This is a genomic window from Shigella sp. SIG3, assembly GCF_053555855.1.
The window spans coordinates 1-19754 of record NZ_JBQZXE010000008.1; the positions used below are offsets into that span (position 1 = coordinate 1).

Here is a 19754-nt window from a genome sequence, read left to right on the forward strand (position 1 = left end):
GCGATGGGATTGATATTTATCTGCGGGAATTTATATTATGTTTCTGCAAAAATGTTTAAACTAAAATTTTTATTAAGGAAAGAGAGGATGTATGATTTTCAGAAAATATTTATATTCGTAATATAAATAAATTACCATTTGCTTAATTTGTCAAATGCTCTTGTATGTAAGACTTCACGCAACGTCTCCCCATCAGGAAACGCCAGCTCCGGTGCAATCTCAAACAGCGGCCACAGCATAAATCCACGATTCTTCATATCGTAGTGCGGAACGGTCAGGCGTTCGGTATTTATCACTTCATTACCAAACAGCATGATATCGAGATCCAGCGTGCGTGGTCCCCAGCGTTCAGCTTTACGAACACGACCCTGTTGCAGTTCTATGCGCTGTGTATGGTTGAGTAACTCTTCCGGGGCGGGCGAAGTTTCAAGCGCCACGGCGGCGTTGAGGTAATCGGGTTGATCTTGCGGCCCCAGCGGTGGGGTGCGGTAAAACGAAGAAACGGCAAGAATGCGGCTTTCAGGGATATCGCCTAATGCTTTCAGGGCAGCATTGACCTGCTCCAGCGGAGAGGCCAGATTGCTGCCTATGGCAATATACGCCACTGTCATGTGGTACCCTCACGACGCGGTGCGCGTTTGCGTGGACGACGAGTACGACGACGCGGTGACGGTTCTTCATCCAGCTCGTTAAGCATCCCTTTTTGATCTGGTGGTGCGGAAACCTGGAACTCACCCCACCATTTCACCAGACGCTGCAGTTCAGCATTACGTTCAACTTCAGCTCGCAAGGCCAACAGGTCATAAGCCGCACGGAACTTAGGATGCTCCAGCAGTTTCCATGCGCGTTTACCCTGACGACGGGACATACGCAACTGCAACTGCCAGATATCGCGGGTTAACGTCGTCAGACGTTTCGGGATTGCCAGTGAACGGCAGGCTTCGTCCAGCACGTCGTTCATCGCCAGCGCGAAAGCGTCGTGATAGGTCAGGCCGCTTTCCTGGGCGATCTTCTGTGCCGTCTCCAGCAGTGGGTACCAGAACATGGCGGCAAACAAGAACGCCGGGTTCACGCGCATATCGTTATGGATACGCGTATCGGTATTCTTCAGCACCTGTTCAATGATCCGCTCCATCGGGCTGTCGCCATTTTCCGTGAAGTAGCGGGTAATGGTCGGGAACAGCGGCTGGAACAGATGATATTCACACAACAGCTTATAGGTTTCGTAACCGTAGCCCGCTTGTAGCAGTTTAAGCGATTCTTCAAACAGGCGTGCCGGTGGGATATCGTTCAGCAGGGTAGCGAGGCGAGGGATCGGTTCTGCGGTTTCCGGGCTGATGCGCATACCCAATTTGGCGGCAAAACGTACCGCGCGCAGCATACGTACCGGATCTTCACGGTAGCGCGTTTCCGGGTTACCAATCAGACGGATAACGCCGTCCTTCAGATCCTTCATACCGCCAACGTAATCACGGACGGTAAAATCCGCTACGCTGTAATACAGGCTGTTGATAGTGAAATCGCGGCGCTGGGCGTCTTCTTCGATGGAGCCGAAAATGTTGTCGCGCAGCAACATGCCGTTTTGCCCGCGTTGGGAGGTCGTGCGGTCGCTGACGTTACCTTCGTGGTGTCCACGGAAGGTCGCAACTTCGATAATCTCCGGGCCAAACATTACATGAGCCAGACGGAAACGGCGACCCACCAGGCGGCAGTTACGGAACAGTTTGCGCACCTGCTCAGGCGTGGCGTTAGTGGTTACGTCAAAATCTTTCGGCTTTTTGCCAAGTAACAGGTCGCGCACGCCGCCGCCAACCAGCCAGGCTTCGTATCCCGCTTTGTTGAGCCTGTACATTACCTTCAGGGCATTTTCACTGATATCTTTGCGGGAAATAGCATGCTGCTCACGCGGGATCACCGTCACCTGTGGACGGGCGACTGCCTGTTCAGCCTCGCTTTCCTCGCGGCTTAGCACCTTGCGGCAAAAATTAGCGACTCGGGTAAAAATAGTACACCTCGGTAGTGTCAAACATCATTCAGGACAAAAAAATAGCGGCTAATCATAGCTCAGCATGACGCATTTGAGAATGTTGAATTTACAATTGCCGACTCGGGCACGGCGGTCAGCATCCAGTTTTTGACGGCTGACTGAAGGATTTGCTCGACGCTGAAATCCTGCCAGTGTGCTTCTGCCTGCTGCCCCAGAAATTGAAGTGCCGCGATTAGTACCGGGCGTGGATCGCCTTTCGGCAACGCAGGCGCATGATTCTGCTTGGAAAGTTTAGCGCCTTGTGGATTAAGCGCCAGCGGCAGATGAATGTAATCTGGCACTTTCCAGCCAAAAAGCTGGTACAGCGAGATTTGCCTTACTGTTGGTTCAATCAGATCAGCCCCACGCACTATTTCTGTAACGCCCTGGAAATGATCATCAACCACAACAGCCAGGTTGTAGGCGAACAACCCATCACGGCGATGAATGATAAAATCTTCCCGTGCCAGTTTTTCGTCGGCGTGAATAATGCCTCGCAGCAGGTCAGTAAATTGCGTGACCGGATGCTGCTGGCGGATACGCACTGCGGCGTTGTCTGGTCCATGATGCAACACCCGGCAATGACCGTCGTAAATACCGCCAATGCTTTGAATACGCGCACGCGTACAGGTGCAGTAATAACTTAGTCCTTGTTCATGTAACCAGGCGAGTGCTTCACGATAGGCGTCGTGACGTTGCGATTGCCAGAGAACATCGCCGTCCCAGTGCAGACCGTAATGTTCCAGCTGGCGCAGGATAGTTTCTGCGGCACCGGGAACTTCACGAGGCGGGTCGATATCTTCTATGCGTACCAGCCAGCGACCTTGCCGGGCGCGACCCTGCAAATAGCTGCCGAGCGCGGCGATCAGAGAGCCAAAATGAAGCTCGCCGGAAGGAGAGGGGGCGAAGCGGCCAATATACTGTGTGTCTGTCATCTCTTTGAACAAAAAATAAGGCGGGAGCATTTCCCGCCTGTGGTAAACATGATGGAACGGCTGTAATTAGCCAGCCATCTGTTTTTCGCGAATTTCAGCCAGCGTTTTGCAGTCGATGCACAGATCGGCTGTCGGGCGCGCTTCCAGACGGCGAATACCAATTTCAACACCGCAGGATTCGCAGTAGCCGAAATCTTCGTCTTCCACTTTTTTCAGCGTCTTCTCGATCTTTTTGATCAGCTTACGCTCGCGATCGCGGTTACGCAGTTCGAGGCTGAACTCTTCTTCCTGGGCTGCACGGTCTACCGGGTCCGGGAAGTTGGCTGCTTCATCCTGCATATGTGTAACGGTGCGATCGACTTCATCCCTGAGTTGATTACGCCATGCTTCCAGAATACGACGGAAGTGCGCCAGCTGGGCTTCATTCATATACTCTTCGCCCGGCTTCTCCTGATATGGTTCCACCCCAGCGATGGCGAGAATACTCAGGGACGATGTTTTACGGTTTTGCCCTTCTTGCATGTTGCTTCTCCTTAACACGCACTATCGATCCCCATGTTCGGGGGAAAAATGAGGCCGCTATAAATAGCAGATGCTTTTCCGGATAGCAATTATCTAAACGTAACACTTGACAACTGTGTGAGGAAAAGCGTATTCGCGCACGCGACCAGAATGTAAATTAACCAGTTACTTACTTTACTACAATGTAACCGGCAGTGATTTTTTAAGAGCCATGCCTTCAGCAGAAATTTCCGCTTTGTAAGCCAGAATTTCTACCCCCCTCTGTTGAGCTTCTGACAATAGTTGCGCGTATTTCTCATCGATGTGGCGCGCGGGTGAAAACCGTGTAATGGCTGAATGCAGCACGGCGAAAAAGATAACCGCACGCTGGCCTTCAGCCGCTACGCTCATCAACTCCCGAAGGTGTTTCTGACCTCGTTCAGTGACCGCATCGGGAAAATATCCCTGTTCGTTCTCCGCTAACGTAACCGATTTCACTTCAATATAGCAGTCTGGACGCGAATCCGCCTGCAACATAAAGTCAATACGGCTGCGTTCGGAGCCGTATTTTACTTCGCTTTTCAGCGAGCTATAGCCTGACAGTTCTGAAATTGATTCATTAAGGATAGCCTCTTTCGTCAACCTGTTAGCCCAAAGCGTATTGACGCAAATAAATGCGCCGCTCTGGCTTTGAGTTAATTCCCAGGTGTGTGGGTATTTCCGTTTGGTGTTGTCTGAAGTCGAATACCAGACGGTATCGCCAGGCGTTGCACAACCGGTCATCGCACCCGTATTCGGGCAGTGTAGCGTTAATTCGCGACCATCGGGTGTGATCACATCGGCTAAAAAACGTTTGTAACGCTGAATTAGCGTCGCGCGCTGTAGAGGGGGAGAAAATTCCATTGCGACAATCCTTGTTATTGCGTTAGCGCCCAGCGTTTTAGCGGCGTGTAGCGTGTGCGTCCACGGGCAAACGAGGAGGCGTAAAGGGTGAACTCCGTCACCGCATAAGACCAGTTAAAACCCGGCGGCGGGAATGTCACCGCCTCGCTGGCGTCGCGCAATAAGGTAATATGTGGATGAAACGGACGATTGCTTTGAAAACAACCGCTGCGGGCAGCCTGTGAACGGAGCATATTCGCCAGCTGGATTAAGCCGCGTGGAGGCTGACGCATCCCTAACCACACCACACGCGAACGCAGCCATTGTCCGGCGTCATCAAGCGTGAGTGTGAAACCTGGTTGACGAATCCGTCCGGCTAAAAGAGAAAGCGCCTTCTCTTTCTCTGCGCTCACTTCGCCTAAAAATGCCAGAGTCAGATGCAAATTATCGGCGGCGACCGGACGTCCCGCCTCAGGTGGGAAGTGTGTGGCGCGCCAATGGATAATCTGTTCGCGGGTTTCTGCAGGTAAGTCGATAGCAAAGAACAGACGTTGCGGTTCAGACATGTGAGGCACTCGGTTATGAATTACCGCGATGCTACAATGTGGCGCGAAGAATGTTAACCCTCTGGAGCGTTTTGTGTCGTCGTTGCCCGTTGCTGCCGTCTTACCTGAATTACTTACCGCTCTCGATTGTGCGCCGCAGGTATTATTAAGTGCGCCGACCGGGGCCGGGAAATCAACCTGGCTGCCGCTGCAACTGCTGGCGCATCCCGGCATTAACGGGAAAATTATCCTGCTGGAGCCGCGTCGTCTGGCGGCGCGTAACGTCGCGCAACGGCTGGCGGAGCTGCTTAACGAAAAGCCAGGCGATACCGTTGGCTACCGGATGCGTGCGCAAAACTGCGTCGGGCCGAATACCCGCCTGGAAGTGGTTACCGAAGGCGTGCTGACGCGGATGATCCAGCGTGACCCGGAACTGAGCGGTGTTGGATTGGTGATCCTTGATGAGTTTCATGAGCGCAGTTTGCAGGCGGATTTGGCGTTGGCGCTGTTACTCGATGTGCAACAAGGTCTGCGTGATGACCTTAAACTGCTGATTATGTCGGCTACGCTGGACAATGACCGCTTGCAGCAAATGCTGCCGGAAGCGCCCGTCGTCATCTCAGAAGGGCGCTCGTTTCCGGTTGAACGCCGTTATTTACCGCTGCCCGCGCATCAGCGTTTTGACGAAGCCGTTGCGGTAGCCACCGCCGAAATGGTGCGTCAGGAAAGTGGATCATTACTGTTATTTTTACCTGGCGTCGGAGAAATTCAGCGCGTGCAGGAACAACTGGCTTCGCGCATCGGCAGTGATGTGGTGCTCTGCCCGCTGTATGGCGCGTTGTCACTGAACGATCAGCGAAAAGCGATCCTCCCGGCACCGCAAGGGATGCGCAAAGTGGTGCTGGCGACCAATATTGCTGAAACCAGTTTAACCATCGAAGGTATTCGTCTGGTGGTGGATTGTGCCCAGGAGCGTGTGGCGCGCTTTGATCCGCGCACGGGGCTTACGCGGTTGATTACTCAACGCGTTAGTCAGGCATCCATGACGCAGCGTGCCGGGCGCGCCGGGCGTCTGGAGCCGGGTATCAGCCTGCATTTAATCGCCAAAGAACAAGCAGAACGCGCCGCGGCGCAAAGTGAGCCGGAGATCTTACAAAGCGATCTTTCCGGTTTGCTGATGGAATTACTGCAATGGGGATGCAGCGATCCGGCGCAGATGAGCTGGCTGGATCAACCGCCAACGGTGAATCTACTGGCCGCGAAACGCCTGTTACAAATGCTGGGGGCGCTGGAGGGTGAACGGCTTAGTGCGCAAGGGCAAAAAATGGCAGCGCTGGGTAACGATCCGCGTTTAGCGGCAATGCTGGTTAACGCAAAGAGCGATGACGAAGCTGCTACCGCGGCAAAAATTGCCGCCATTCTCGAAGAGCCGCCACGGATGGGCAATAGTGACCTGGGCGTGGCGTTTTCGCGCAATCAACCAGCCTGGCAGCAACGTAGTCAGCAACTGTTAAAACGCTTAAACGTACGCGGCGGTGAGGCAGACAGTTCGCTTATCGCGCCGCTACTTGCCGGGGCGTTTGCCGATCGCATTGCTCATCGCCGTGGGCAAGATGGACGCTATCAACTGGCAAACGGCATGGGAGCGATGCTCGATGCCGACGACGCGCTAAGCCGCCACGAATGGTTGATCGCACCGTTATTATTGCAGGGCAGCGCCTCGCCGGATGCGCGGATTTTACTGGCGCTACCGGTCGATATTGATGAATTAGTACAACGCTGTCCGCAGCTGGTGCAGCAATCTGACACCGTGGAATGGGATGACGCGCAAGGTACGCTGAAAGCCTGGCGTCGGCTACAAATCGGTCAGTTGACGGTGAAAGTGCAGCCGCTGGCGAAACCGTCAGAAGACGAGTTGCATCAGGCGATGCTTAATGGCATCCGTGATAAAGGTTTAAGCGTGCTCAACTGGACGGCGGAAGCGGAACAGCTACGCTTGCGTTTGTTATGCGCCGCAAAGTGGTTGCCGGAATATGACTGGCCAGCGGTTGATGATGAAAGTTTGTTGGCGACGCTGGAAACGTGGCTGCTGCCACATATGACCGGCGTACATTCACTACGCGGCCTGAAATCACTCGACATTTATCAGGCACTACGCGGATTACTTGATTGGGGAATGCAGCAACGTCTGGATAGTGAATTGCCTGCGCATTACACTGTGCCGACGGGAAGCCGGATCGCCATTCGTTATCATGAAGATAACCCGCCCGCGCTGGCGGTGAGAATGCAGGAGATGTTTGGTGAGGCCACTAATCCGACGATCGCCCAGGGGCGCGTGCCGCTGGTGCTGAAGTTGCTTTCCCCTGCCCAAAGGCCGCTGCAAATCACGCGTGATTTGGGGGCCTTCTGGAAAGGGGCGTATCGTGAGGTGCAAAAGGAGATGAAAGGGCGTTATCCCAAACACGTCTGGCCGAACGACCCGGCAAACACGGCACCGACGCGACGGACGAAAAAGTATTCGTAAGGTTGGTTTTCTCCCTCTCCCTGTGGGAGAGGGCCGGGGTGAGGGCATCAGCGCGCACGTTCACCCTCACCCTAACCCTAACCCTCTCCCTCAAGGGAGAGGGGACCGATCGAGCACAAATTTTGAGAGATATCTTCTTCTGTCTTGTAACAGAAGAACAGAAAATCGGGCTTTTGCGCCTGAATATTGCGGAGAAAAAGCATGGCCGGGAATGACCGCGAGCCAATTGGACGCAAAGGGAAACCGACGCGTCCGGTCAAACAAAAGGTAAGCCGTCGTCGTTACGAAGATGACGATGATTACGACGATTATGATGACTATGAGGATGAAGAACCGATGCCGCGCAAAGGTAAGGGCAAAGGCAAAGGGCGTAAGCCTCGTGGCAAACGCGGCTGGCTATGGCTACTGCTAAAACTGGCTATCGTTTTTGCCGTGCTGATCGCCATTTACGGCGTTTATCTCGATCAAAAAATTCGTAGCCGTATTGATGGCAAGGTCTGGCAACTGCCCGCGGCAGTTTATGGCCGAATGGTCAACCTTGAACCAGATATGACCATCAGCAAGAACGAAATGGTGAAGCTGCTGGAGGCAACACAGTATCGTCAGGTGTCGAAAATGACCCGTCCTGGCGAATTTACCGTGCAGGCCAACAGCATTGAGATGATCCGCCGTCCGTTTGATTTCCCGGACAGTAAAGAAGGGCAGGTGCGTGCGCGTCTGACCTTTGATGGTGATCATCTGGCGGCCATCGTCAATATGGAGAACAACCGTCAGTTCGGTTTCTTCCGTCTTGATCCGCGTCTGATCACCATGATCTCCTCGCCAAACGGTGAGCAGCGTTTGTTTGTGCCGCGCAGTGGTTTCCCTGATTTGCTGGTGGATACTTTGCTGGCGACAGAAGACCGTCATTTTTACGAGCATGATGGAATCAGTCTCTACTCCATTGGGCGTGCGGTGCTGGCAAACCTGACCGCAGGTCGCACGGTGCAGGGTGCGAGTACGCTGACGCAACAGCTGGTGAAAAACCTGTTCCTCTCCAGCGAGCGTTCTTACTGGCGTAAAGCGAACGAAGCTTACATGGCGCTGATCATGGACGCGCGTTACAGCAAAGACCGTATTCTTGAGCTGTATATGAACGAGGTGTATCTCGGTCAGAGCGGCGACAACGAAATCCGCGGCTTCCCGCTGGCAAGCTTGTATTACTTTGGTCGCCCGGTAGAAGAGCTAAGCCTCGACCAGCAGGCGCTGTTAGTCGGTATGGTGAAAGGGGCGTCCATCTACAACCCGTGGCGTAACCCGAAACTGGCGCTGGAGCGACGTAATCTGGTGCTGCGTCTGCTGCAACAGCAACAGATTATTGATCAAGAACTCTATGACATGTTGAGTGCCCGTCCGCTGGGGGTTCAGCCGCGTGGTGGGGTGATCTCTCCTCAGCCAGCCTTTATGCAGTTGGTGCGTCAGGAGTTGCAGGCAAAACTGGGCGATAAGGTAAAAGATCTCTCCGGCGTGAAGATCTTCACTACCTTTGACTCGGTGGCCCAGGACGCGGCAGAAAAAGCCGCCGTGGAAGGCATTCCGGCACTGAAGAAACAGCGTAAGTTGAGCGATCTTGAAACTGCGATTGTGGTCGTCGACCGCTTTAGTGGTGAAGTTCGTGCGATGGTCGGAGGTTCTGAGCCGCAGTTTGCGGGCTACAACCGTGCGATGCAGGCGCGTCGTTCGATTGGTTCCCTTGCAAAACCAGCGACTTATCTGACGGCTTTAAGCCAGCCGAAAATCTATCGCCTGAACACGTGGATTGCCGATGCGCCAATCGCGCTGCGTCAGCCGAATGGCCAGGTCTGGTCACCGCAGAACGATGACCGTCGTTATAGCGAAAGCGGCAGAGTGATGCTGGTGGATGCGTTGACACGTTCGATGAACGTGCCGACGGTAAATCTGGGGATGGCGCTGGGGCTGCCTGCGGTTACGGAGACCTGGATCAAACTGGGCGTACCGAAAGATCAGTTGCATCCGGTTCCGGCAATGCTGCTGGGGGCGTTGAACTTAACGCCAATCGAAGTGGCGCAGGCATTCCAGACCATCGCCAGCGGTGGTAACCGTGCACCGCTTTCTGCACTGCGTTCGGTAATCGCGGAAGATGGTAAGGTGCTGTATCAGAGCTTCCCGCAGGCAGAACGCGCTGTTCCGGCGCAGGCGGCGTATCTGACACTATGGACCATGCAGCAGGTGGTACAACGTGGTACGGGTCGTCAGCTTGGGGCGAAATACCCGAACCTGCATCTGGCAGGGAAAACAGGGACTACCAACAATAACGTAGATACCTGGTTTGCAGGCATTGACGGCAGCACGGTGACCATCACCTGGGTAGGCCGTGATAACAACCAGCCGACCAAACTGTATGGAGCCAGCGGGGCAATGTCGATTTATCAGCGTTATCTGGCTAACCAGACGCCAACGCCGCTGAATCTTGTTCCGCCAGAAGATATTGCAGATATGGGCGTGGACTACGACGGCAACTTTGTTTGCAGCGGTGGCATGCGTGTCTTGCCGGTCTGGACCAGCGATCCGCAATCGCTGTGCCAGCAGAGCGAGATGCAGCAGCAGCCGTCAGGCAATCCGTTTGATCAGTCTTCTCAGCCGCAGCAACAGCCGCAACAGCAACCTGCTCAGCAAGAGCAGAAAGACAGCGACGGTGTAGCCGGTTGGATCAAGGATATGTTTGGTAGTAATTAACATCTAAGCGTGAAATACCGGATGGCGAGTTGCCATCCGGTAAAATAACATCCCATCTAAGATATTAACCCTTTCTTTTCATCTGGTTGTTTATTAACCCTTCAGGAACGCTCAGATTGCGTACCGCTTGCGAACCCGCCAGCGTTTCGAATATTATCTTATCTTTATAATAATCATTCTCGTTTACGTTATCATTCACTTTACATCAGAGATATACCAATGGCGCGTTCCAAAACTGCTCAGCCAAAACACTCACTGCGTAAAATCGCAGTTGTAGTAGCCACAGCGGTTAGCGGCATGTCTGTTTATGCACAGGCAGCGGTTGAACCGAAAGAAGACACTATCACCGTTACCGCTGCACCTGCGCCGCAAGAAAGCGCATGGGGGCCTGCTGCAACTATTGCGGCGCGGCAGTCAGCTACCGGCACTAAAACCGATACGCCGATTCAAAAAGTGCCACAGTCTATTTCTGTTGTGACCGCCGAAGAGATGGCGCTGCATCAGCCGAAGTCGGTAAAAGAAGCGCTTAGCTACACGCCGGGTGTCTCTGTTGGTACGCGTGGCGCATCCAACACCTATGACCACCTGATCATTCGCGGTTTTGCGGCAGAAGGCCAAAGCCAAAATAACTATCTGAATGGCCTGAAGTTGCAGGGCAACTTCTATAACGATGCGGTCATTGACCCGTATATGCTGGAACGCGCTGAAATTATGCGTGGCCCGGTTTCCGTGCTTTACGGTAAAAGCAGTCCTGGCGGTCTGTTGAATATGGTCAGCAAGCGTCCGACCACCGAACCGCTGAAAGAAGTTCAGTTTAAAGCCGGTACTGACAGCCTGTTCCAGACTGGTTTTGACTTTAGCGATGCGTTGGATGATGACGGTGTTTACTCTTATCGCCTGACCGGTCTTGCGCGTTCTGCCAATGCCCAGCAGAAAGGGTCAGAAGAGCAGCGTTATGCTATTGCACCGGCGTTCACCTGGCGTCCGGATGATAAAACCAATTTCACCTTCCTTTCTTACTTCCAGAACGAGCCGGAAACCGGTTATTACGGCTGGTTGCCGAAAGAGGGAACCGTTGAGCCGCTGCCGAACGGTAAGCGTCTGCCGACAGACTTTAATGAAGGGGCGAAGAACAACACCTATTCTCGTAATGAGAAGATGGTCGGCTACAGCTTCGATCACGAATTTAACGACACCTTTACTGTGCGTCAGAACCTGCGCTTTGGTGAAAACAAAACCTCGCAAAACAGCGTTTATGGTTACGGCGTCTGCTCCGATCCGGCGAATGCTTACAGCAAACAGTGTGCGGCATTAGCGCCAGCGGATAAAGGCCATTATCTGGCACGTAAATACGTCGTTGATGATGAGAAGCTGCAAAACTTCTCCGTTGATACCCAGTTGCAGAGCAAGTTTGCCACTGGCGATATCGACCACACCCTGCTGACCGGTGTCGACTTTATGCGTATGCGTAATGACATCAACGCCTGGTTTGGTTACGACGACTCTGTGCCACTGCTCAATCTGTACAATCCGGTGAATCCCGATTTCGACTTCAATGCCAAAGATCCGGCAAACTCCGGCCCTTACCGCATTCTGAATAAACAGAAACAAACGGGCGTTTATGTTCAGGATCAGGCGCAGTGGGATAAAGTGCTGGTCACCCTAGGCGGTCGTTATGACTGGGCAGATCAAGAATCTCTTAACCGCGTTGCTGGGACGACCGATAAACGTGATGACAAACAGTTTACCTGGCGTGGTGGTGTTAACTACCTGTTTGATAATGGTGTAACACCTTACTTCAGCTATAGCGAATCGTTTGAACCTTCTTCGCAAGTTGGGAAGGATGGTAATATTTTCGCACCGTCTAAAGGTAAGCAGTATGAAGTCGGCGTGAAATATGTACCGGAAGATCGTCCGATTGTAGTTACTGGTGCCGTGTATAATCTCACTAAAACCAACAACCTGATGGCGGACCCTGAGGGTTCCTTCTTCTCGGTTGAAGGTGGCGAGATCCGCGCACGTGGCGTAGAAATCGAAGCGAAAGCGGCGCTGTCGGCGAGTGTTAACGTAGTCGGTTCTTATACTTACACCGATGCGGAATACACCACCGATACTACCTATAAAGGCAATACGCCTGCACAGGTGCCAAAACACATGGCTTCGCTGTGGGCTGACTATACCTTCTTTGACGGTCCGCTTTCAGGTTTGACGCTGGGCACCGGTGGTCGTTATACTGGCTCCAGCTATGGTGATCCGGCTAACTCCTTTAAAGTGGGAAGTTATACGGTCGTGGATGCGTTAGTGCGTTATGATCTGGCGCGAGTCGGCATGGCGGGCTCCAACGTGGCGCTGCATGTTAACAACCTGTTCGATCGTGAATACGTCGCCAGCTGCTTTAACACTTATGGCTGCTTCTGGGGCGCAGAACGTCAGGTCGTTGCAACCGCAACCTTTCGTTTCTAATTTCTCTTTTGGGGCACGGATTTCCGTGCCCATTTCACAAGTTGGCTGTTATGCAGGAATACACGAATCATTCCGATACCACTTTTGCACTGCGTAATATCTCCTTTCGTGTGCCCGGGCGCACGCTTTTGCATCCGCTGTCGTTAACCTTTCCTGCCGGGAAAGTGACCGGTCTGATTGGTCACAACGGTTCTGGTAAATCCACTCTGCTCAAAATGCTTGGTCGTCATCAGCCTCCGTCAGAAGGGGAGATTCTTCTTGATGCCCAGCCGCTGGAAAGCTGGAGCAGCAAAGCGTTTGCCCGCAAAGTGGCTTATTTGCCGCAGCAGCTTCCTCCGGCAGAAGGGATGACCGTGCGTGAACTGGTGGCGATTGGTCGTTACCCGTGGCATGGCGCGCTGGGGCGCTTTGGTGCGGCAGATCGCGAAAAGGTCGAGGAAGCTATCTCGCTGGTTGGCTTAAAACCGCTGGCGCATCGGCTGGTCGATAGTCTCTCTGGCGGCGAACGTCAGCGGGCGTGGATCGCCATGCTGGTGGCGCAGGATAGCCGTTGTCTGTTGCTCGACGAACCGACTTCGGCGCTGGATATCGCCCACCAGGTTGATGTGCTGGCGCTGGTGCACCGTTTAAGTCAGGAACGTGGCCTGACGGTCATTGCCGTGTTGCACGATATCAATATGGCGGCACGCTACTGTGATTATCTGGTCGCCCTGCGCAGTGGTGAAATGATTGCTCAGGGAACGCCTGCGGAAATTATGCGCGGCGAAACCCTCGAAATGATTTATGGCATCCCGATGGGTATTTTGCCGCATCCGGCGGGTGCTGCACCTGTGAGTTTTGTTTATTGATGAGCGGCTTACCTCTTATTTCGCGCCGTCGACTGTTAACGGCGATGGCGCTTTCTCCGTTGTTATGGCAGATGAATACCGCCCACGCGGCGGCTATTGACCCCAATCGTATTGTGGCGCTGGAGTGGTTGCCGGTGGAATTACTGCTGGCGCTCGGCATCGTGCCTTACGGCGTGGCGGATACCATCAACTATCGCCTGTGGGTCAGCGAACCACCATTGCCGGACTCAGTGATTGACGTCGGTTTGCGTACAGAACCTAACCTTGAACTGCTGACCGAAATGAAACCGTCGTTTATGGTCTGGTCGGCAGGATATGGCCCTTCATCAGAAATGCTGGCACGTATTGCGCCGGGTCGCGGATTTAACTTCAGTGACGGCAAACATCCGTTGGCGATGGCGCGTAAATCGCTGACGGAAATGGCAGATTTACTTAACCTGCAAAGCGCAGCGGAAACGCATTTAGCGCAATACGAAGACTTTATCCGCAGCATGAAACCCCGCTTTGTGAAGCGTGGTGCACGCCCGTTACTGCTGACGACGCTTATCGATCCGCGCCATATGCTGGTCTTCGGTCCAAACAGCTTGTTCCAGGAAATTCTCGATGAGTACGGCATCCCAAATGCCTGGCAAGGGGAAACCAACTTCTGGGGCAGTACCGCCGTCAGTATCGATCGTCTGGCAGCGTATAAAGACGTTGATGTGCTCTGTTTTGATCACGACAACAGCAAAGACATGGATGCGCTAATGGCAACCCCGCTGTGGCAGGCCATGCCGTTTGTCCGTACAGGGCGCTTTCAGCGCGTACCCGCAGTCTGGTTTTATGGTGCAACGCTTTCGGCAATGCACTTTGTGCGTGTTCTGGATAACGCCATCGGAGGTAAAGCGTGAGTAAACGAATTGCGCTTTTCCCGGCGTTATTGCTGGCGCTGTTAGTGATTGTCGCTACGGCGCTCACCTGGATGAACTTCTCACAGGCGCTGCCGCGCAGTCAGTGGGCGCAGGCCGCCTGGTCGCCGGATATTGACGTCATCGAGCAGATGATTTTTCACTACAGCTTGTTGCCGCGTCTGGCGATTTCGCTGCTGGTGGGCGCGGGCCTGGGGCTGGTGGGCGTGCTGTTTCAGCAAGTACTGCGTAACCCGCTGGCGGAACCGACGACGTTGGGCGTTGCAACAGGCGCGCAACTGGGGATTACCGTCACCACGCTCTGGGCGATCCCTAGCGCGATGGCGAGCCAGTTTGCTGCGCTGGCAGGGGCTTGCGTTGTTGGCTTAATTGTCTTTGGCGTCGCGTGGGGGAAACGGCTGTCGCCGGTAACGCTGATTCTCGCGGGGTTGGTAGTGAGCCTTTATTGCGGCGCAATCAATCAGTTACTGGTTATCTTCCATCATGACCAGTTGCAAAGCATGTTTCTGTGGAGCACTGGAACGCTGACGCAAACCGACTGGGGCGGTGTTGAGCGTTTATGGCCGCAGTTGCTGGGCGGTGTGATGCTGACGTTGCTGCTACTTCGTCCGTTAACCCTGATGGGGCTTGATGATGGCGTGGCGCGCAATCTCGGGCTGGCCTTGTCGCTTGCGCGTCTGGCGGCGCTGTCGCTGGCGATTGTCATCAGTGCGCTGCTGGTGAACGCTGTGGGGATTATCGGCTTTATCGGGTTGTTCGCGCCGCTGCTGGCAAAAATGCTGGGGGCGCGGCGTCTGCTGCCACGACTGATGCTGGCGTCGTTGATTGGTGCGCTGATCCTCTGGCTTTCCGATCAAATCATCCTCTGGCTGACTCGCGTGTGGATGGAAGTGTCCACCGGTTCGGTCACTGCGTTGATCGGTGCGCCGCTGCTACTGTGGCTGCTGCCGCGTTTACGCAGCATTAGCGCGCCGGATATGAAGGTTAACGATCGTGTCGCGACTGAACGCCAACATGTGCTGGCGTTTGCCCTCGCGGGCGGCGTGCTGTTGTTGATGGCTGTGGTGGTGGCGCTGTCGTTTGGTCGTGATGCGCACGGCTGGACGTGGGCGAGCGGGGCGTTGCTCGAGGATTTAATGCCCTGGCGCTGGCCGCGAATTATGGCGGCGCTGTTTGCGGGCGTCATGCTGGCGGTAGCGGGCTGTATTATTCAGCGACTGACCGGCAACCCGATGGCAAGCCCGGAAGTGCTGGGGATTAGCTCCGGCGCGGCGTTTGGTGTGGTGTTAATGCTGTTTCTGGTACCGGGTAATGCCTTTGGCTGGTTGTTACCCGCAGGCAGTCTCGGGGCGGCGGTGATGCTGTTGATCATTATGATCGCCGCCGGACGCGGTGGATTTTCCCCACACCGCATGTTACTGGCGGGGATGGCGTTAAGTACCGCGTTCACCATGCTTTTGATGATGTTGCAGGCAAGTGGTGACCCGCGAATGGCGCAAGTGCTGACCTGGATTTCCGGTTCGACCTACAACGCGACCGATGCTCAGGTCTGGCGCACCGGAATTGTGATGGTGATTTTGCTGGCGATTACTCCGCTGTGCCGCCGCTGGCTGACCATTTTACCGCTGGGTGGTGATACCGCGCGGGCGGTAGGGATGGCGCTGACGCCGACGCGAATTGCGCTGCTGCTGTTAGCGGCTTGCCTGACGGCGACCGCGACGATGACTATTGGACCGTTGAGTTTTGTTGGTTTAATGGCACCGCATATTGCGCGGATGATGGGCTTTCGACGGACGATGCCACATATCGTAATTTCGGCGCTGGTGGGTGGTTTACTGCTGGTGTTCGCTGACTGGTGTGGGCGGATGGTGCTGTTTCCATTCCAGATCCCGGCGGGGCTGCTGTCGACCTTTATCGGTGCGCCATATTTTATCTATTTGCTGAGAAAGCAGAGCCGTTAATAGAATGCCTCGCCCGGTGGGCGAGGCAAAATTATCACAACTTCGCGAACACCCGACGTGCAGCATCGATGGTGTTATTGATATCTTCCATGCTGTGCGCCACAGACATAAAGCCCGCTTCAAACGCTGACGGTGCCAGGTAAACACCTTCATCCAGCATCATATGGAAGAAACGCTTAAAACGCTCGACGTCACAGGCCATCACATCCTGATAGCACGTCACGGACTCGGCGTCGGTAAAGAAGATACCGAACATACCACCGACGTGGTTAACGACCAGCGGAATTCCCGCTTCTTCTGCCGCTTCCAGCAGACCTTCTGCCAGACGTGTTGTCAGCTCATCCAGCGTTTCGTGAATGCCCGGCTGCGCGACTTCATTCAGACAGGCGAAACCCGCTGCCATCGCAATCGGGTTACCGGAAAGCGTACCCGCCTGATAGACCGGACCTGTAGGGGCCAGCGCATCCATTACATCACGACGACCACCGAATGCGCCTACCGGCATTCCACCGCCGATGATTTTTCCGAGGCAGGTTAAATCTGGCACTACGCCGAAATAATCCTGTGCGCCAGCTAGCGCTACGCGGAAACCGGTCATCACTTCATCGATGATCAGCAACGCGCCAAATTCGTCGCACAGCGCACGCAGACCTGGCAGGAACTCTGGCAGCGGCGGAACACAGTTCATATTGCCTGCCACCGGCTCGACGATAATACAGGCAATCTCTTGCGGGTATTGCTCAAACGCGGCGCGTACAGAGGCCAGATCGTTATAAGTACAGGTTAAGGTATGTTTGGCGAAATCTGCCGGAACGCCCGGCGAGTTTGGCTGGCCTAACGTGAGTGCGCCAGAACCGGCTTTCACCAGCAGGCAGTCAGCGTGACCGTGGTAACAACCTTCAAATTTAATGATTTTGTCGCGACCGGTAAAACCACGGGCCAAGCGGATGGCGCTCATCGTCGCCTCGGTGCCGGAGTTCACCATGCGCACCATATCTATGGTCGGGACCAGTTCGGTCATCAGTTGCGCCATTTTCACTTCCATTTCGGTCGGTGCACCAAAGCTTAAACCACGCTCGGCGGCTTCAATCACGGCATTGCGGATCGCCGGATGGTTATGGCCCAGCACCATCGGCCCCCAGGAACCGACATAATCGATATAGGCTTTGCCATCAACATCGTACAGATAAGCGCCGTCCGCTTTTTCGATAAACAGTGGAGTGCCGCCCACGCCAGTAAAGGCGCGAACAGGGGAGTTCACACCGCCAGGGATCAGCTCGCGCGCTGCGCTGTAAAGATTTTCAGACTTACTCATGGAGGGTTCCTGATTCGTAGAAAAAGTGAATGGCTGCTATTCTATGTTATTCATAACAAGTTAAATACTCGTCAAACATCAGGCTGCTTGTACTGGTGCAATCCTGATTTCTTAGAGTATAAAAGTTTTGTGCATTTGAAACATTACGCTTTGCAAAGGATTTTCATGGAACGTGCGAGTAAAATGCCGTCATCTTATTTGTATGACCAATAAGTGATCATTGGATGAAAACTGATACTCCCTCTTTAGAAACACCGCAGGCCGCGCGCCTGCGACGCAGACAACTGATTCGCCAACTTCTTGAGCGCGATAAAACCCCGTTAGCCATTTTGTTTATGGCGGCAGTCGTCGGCACGCTTATCGGGCTGGCTGCGGTTGCTTTTGACAAAGGTGTCGCCTGGTTGCAGAACCAACGTATGGGAGTGCTGGTACATACTGCTGATAATTATCCGCTACTGTTAACCGTCGCTTTTCTCTGTTCGGCGGTGCTGGCGATGTTCGGCTACTTTTTGGTGCGCAAATACGCGCCCGAAGCAGGGGGATCGGGGATCCCGGAAATTGAAGGGGCGCTGGAAGATCAACGTCCTGTTCGCTGGTGGCGTGTATTGCCGGTGAAATTCTTTGGCGGGCTGGGGACACTCGGCGGAGGCATGGTGCTAGGGCGCGAAGGACCAACCGTGCAGATCGGCGGCAATATCGGTCGCATGGTGCTTGATATTTTCCGCCTGAAAGGTGATGAAGCTCGCCATACGCTGCTGGCAACCGGTGCTGCTGCGGGGCTGGCTGCGGCCTTTAACGCGCCGCTGGCGGGTATTTTGTTTATTATCGAAGAGATGCGTCCGCAGTTTCGCTATACGTTAATTTCGATTAAAGCGGTATTTATTGGCGTCATTATGTCGACCATTATGTACCGGATTTTTAATCATGAAGTTGCGTTGATTGACGTCGGTAAACTTTCTGATGCGCCGCTTAATACGCTGTGGCTTTATCTGATCCTCGGTATTATTTTTGGCATTTTCGGCCCTATTTTTAATAAATGGGTGCTGGGGATGCAGGATTTGCTGCACCGTGTGCACGGCGGCAATATTACCAAATGGGTACTGATGGGGGGGGCGATTGGCGGTCTGTGTGGATTGCTGGGGTTTGTGGCACCAGCAACGTCGGGCGGCGGTTTTAACCTGATTCCTATCGCTACCGCGGGGAATTTCAGCATGGGAATGCTGGTGTTTATCTTCGTCGCTCGGGTCATTACCACCTTACTCTGCTTCTCTTCCGGCGCGCCGGGCGGTATTTTTGCCCCGATGCTGGCGCTGGGTACTGTGCTGGGAACCGCTTTCGGAATGGTTGCCGTTGAGCTGTTTCCGCAATATCACCTGGAGGCGGGGACGTTTGCTATTGCCGGAATGGGGGCATTACTGGCGGCATCTATTCGCGCGCCGTTAACGGGGATCATTCTGGTTCTGGAGATGACCGATAACTACCAGCTCATTTTGCCAATGATTATTACCGGTCTTGGCGCAACACTATTAGCGCAATTTACCGGCGGGAAACCTCTATACTCGGCGATTCTTGCGCGCACGCTGGCAAAACAGGAAGCTGAGCAACTGGCGCGAAGCAAGGCCGCATCAGCCAGCGAGAATACTTGAACGAAATACCAGGGTATTAGATAATGGCGATTATTATTGGGTTAGAATTTGCCCGATTGCCGATGTCGTTTGGAGCAAAATATGAGTGATGACGTAGCACTGCCGCTGGAGTTTACCGACGCAGCAGCCAACAAAGTTAAAAGCCTGATCGCTGACGAAGATAACCCGAATCTGAAATTACGCGTGTATATCACCGGTGGCGGTTGCAGCGGCTTCCAGTATGGTTTCACCTTTGATGATCAGGTGAACGAAGGCGATATGACCATCGAAAAACAGGGCGTTGGCCTGGTGGTTGATCCGATGAGCCTGCAATATCTGGTCGGCGGTTCCGTTGACTACACCGAAGGACTGGAAGGTTCTCGTTTCATCGTGACCAACCCGAACGCGAAAAGCACCTGCGGTTGCGGTTCTTCCTTTAGCATCTAATCTGTTGTTCATGTGCCGGATAAACTATCCGGCACATC

Annotated in this window: 17 protein-coding genes; 10 read left to right on the forward strand and 7 right to left on the reverse strand. The window is 54.0% G+C overall.

Annotated elements, in window-relative coordinates:
• Positions 1-131 precede the first annotated feature (131 nt).
• The 6 genes from folK to thpR form a co-directional block, all read right to left on the reverse strand.
• A complete protein-coding gene (gene folK, locus ACUU1I_RS03235) occupies positions 132-611 on the reverse strand; it encodes a 2-amino-4-hydroxy-6-hydroxymethyldihydropteridine diphosphokinase (protein ID WP_000215147.1) in 480 nt (159 codons plus the stop codon).
• The gene (pcnB, locus tag ACUU1I_RS03240; protein ID WP_203401281.1) at positions 608-2005 is read right to left on the reverse strand and encodes a polynucleotide adenylyltransferase PcnB; all 1398 of its coding nucleotides are present in this window, start codon (positions 2003-2005) and stop codon (positions 608-610) included. The genes folK and pcnB overlap by 4 nt, the downstream gene beginning before the upstream one ends.
• A 59-nt stretch (positions 2006-2064) precedes the next feature.
• Positions 2065-2961: a tRNA glutamyl-Q(34) synthetase GluQRS gene (gluQRS, locus tag ACUU1I_RS03245; RefSeq protein WP_005066037.1), complete on the reverse strand. Its 897-nt coding sequence runs from the start codon at positions 2959-2961 to the stop codon at positions 2065-2067.
• 66 nt (positions 2962-3027) lie between these two features.
• Positions 3028-3483 carry an RNA polymerase-binding protein DksA gene (dksA, locus tag ACUU1I_RS03250; protein ID WP_001155227.1) on the reverse strand — a complete coding sequence of 152 codons (456 nt, stop codon included), beginning with the start codon at positions 3481-3483 and terminating at the stop codon, positions 3028-3030.
• A gap of 177 nt (positions 3484-3660) precedes the next feature.
• Positions 3661-4365 (reverse strand): DNA/RNA nuclease SfsA, encoded by a 705-nt coding sequence (gene sfsA / locus ACUU1I_RS03255; RefSeq protein ID WP_000396044.1) that lies wholly within the window; start codon positions 4363-4365, stop codon positions 3661-3663.
• 14 nt (positions 4366-4379) lie between these two features.
• Positions 4380-4910 (reverse strand): RNA 2',3'-cyclic phosphodiesterase, encoded by a 531-nt coding sequence (gene thpR / locus ACUU1I_RS03260; RefSeq protein ID WP_001294709.1) that lies wholly within the window; start codon positions 4908-4910, stop codon positions 4380-4382.
• 73 nt (positions 4911-4983) lie between these two features.
• Here thpR and hrpB point away from each other — a divergent pair, with 73 nt between their 5' ends.
• The 6 genes from hrpB (at position 4984) to fhuB (ending at position 16329) form a co-directional block, all read left to right on the forward strand.
• Complete coding sequence (gene hrpB, locus ACUU1I_RS03265; RefSeq protein WP_005114862.1) at positions 4984-7413, forward strand: ATP-dependent helicase HrpB; 2430 nt, start codon at positions 4984-4986, stop codon at positions 7411-7413.
• A gap of 201 nt (positions 7414-7614) precedes the next feature.
• Entirely contained in the window at positions 7615-10149 is a 2535-nt protein-coding gene (mrcB, locus tag ACUU1I_RS03270) for a bifunctional glycosyl transferase/transpeptidase (protein ID WP_000918143.1), read from the forward strand.
• Between the two features lie 219 nt (positions 10150-10368).
• Positions 10369-12612, forward strand: a complete 2244-nt coding sequence (gene fhuA, locus ACUU1I_RS03275) for a ferrichrome porin FhuA (protein ID WP_000124426.1) — start codon at positions 10369-10371, stop codon at positions 12610-12612.
• 50 nt (positions 12613-12662) lie between these two features.
• A complete protein-coding gene (gene fhuC, locus ACUU1I_RS03280; protein ID WP_001158930.1) occupies positions 12663-13460 on the forward strand; it encodes a Fe3+-hydroxamate ABC transporter ATP-binding protein FhuC in 798 nt (265 codons plus the stop codon).
• Entirely contained in the window at positions 13460-14350 is an 891-nt protein-coding gene (gene fhuD, locus ACUU1I_RS03285; RefSeq protein ID WP_000015992.1) for a Fe(3+)-hydroxamate ABC transporter substrate-binding protein FhuD, read from the forward strand. The genes fhuC and fhuD overlap by 1 nt, the downstream gene beginning before the upstream one ends.
• Complete coding sequence (gene fhuB, locus ACUU1I_RS03290) at positions 14347-16329, forward strand: Fe(3+)-hydroxamate ABC transporter permease FhuB (RefSeq protein WP_000044075.1); 1983 nt, start codon at positions 14347-14349, stop codon at positions 16327-16329. Before fhuD ends, fhuB begins: the two co-directional genes overlap by 4 nt.
• A gap of 34 nt (positions 16330-16363) precedes the next feature.
• Here the strand turns inward: fhuB and hemL are convergent, their stop codons facing one another.
• Entirely contained in the window at positions 16364-17644 is a 1281-nt protein-coding gene (gene hemL / locus ACUU1I_RS03295; RefSeq protein WP_000045271.1) for a glutamate-1-semialdehyde 2,1-aminomutase, read from the reverse strand.
• 165 nt (positions 17645-17809) lie between these two features.
• Between hemL and yadX the strand changes: the two genes are divergently transcribed.
• The 4 genes from yadX to erpA are packed head-to-tail and all read left to right on the forward strand — an operon-like array spanning position 17810 to position 19716.
• Positions 17810-17857 carry a protein YadX gene (gene yadX, locus ACUU1I_RS03300; RefSeq protein ID WP_211180485.1) on the forward strand — a complete coding sequence of 16 codons (48 nt, stop codon included), beginning with the start codon at positions 17810-17812 and terminating at the stop codon, positions 17855-17857.
• Between the two features lie 11 nt (positions 17858-17868).
• Complete coding sequence (clcA, locus tag ACUU1I_RS03305) at positions 17869-19290, forward strand: H(+)/Cl(-) exchange transporter ClcA (RefSeq protein WP_000845381.1); 1422 nt, start codon at positions 17869-17871, stop codon at positions 19288-19290.
• Positions 19291-19313: 23 nt separating this feature from the next.
• The gene (yadW, locus tag ACUU1I_RS03310) at positions 19314-19379 is read left to right on the forward strand and encodes a small protein YadW (RefSeq protein ID WP_128567298.1); all 66 of its coding nucleotides are present in this window, start codon (positions 19314-19316) and stop codon (positions 19377-19379) included.
• Complete coding sequence (gene erpA / locus ACUU1I_RS03315) at positions 19372-19716, forward strand: iron-sulfur cluster insertion protein ErpA (protein ID WP_001295564.1); 345 nt, start codon at positions 19372-19374, stop codon at positions 19714-19716. Before yadW ends, erpA begins: the two co-directional genes overlap by 8 nt.
• The last annotated feature ends 38 nt before the right edge of the window (positions 19717-19754 follow it).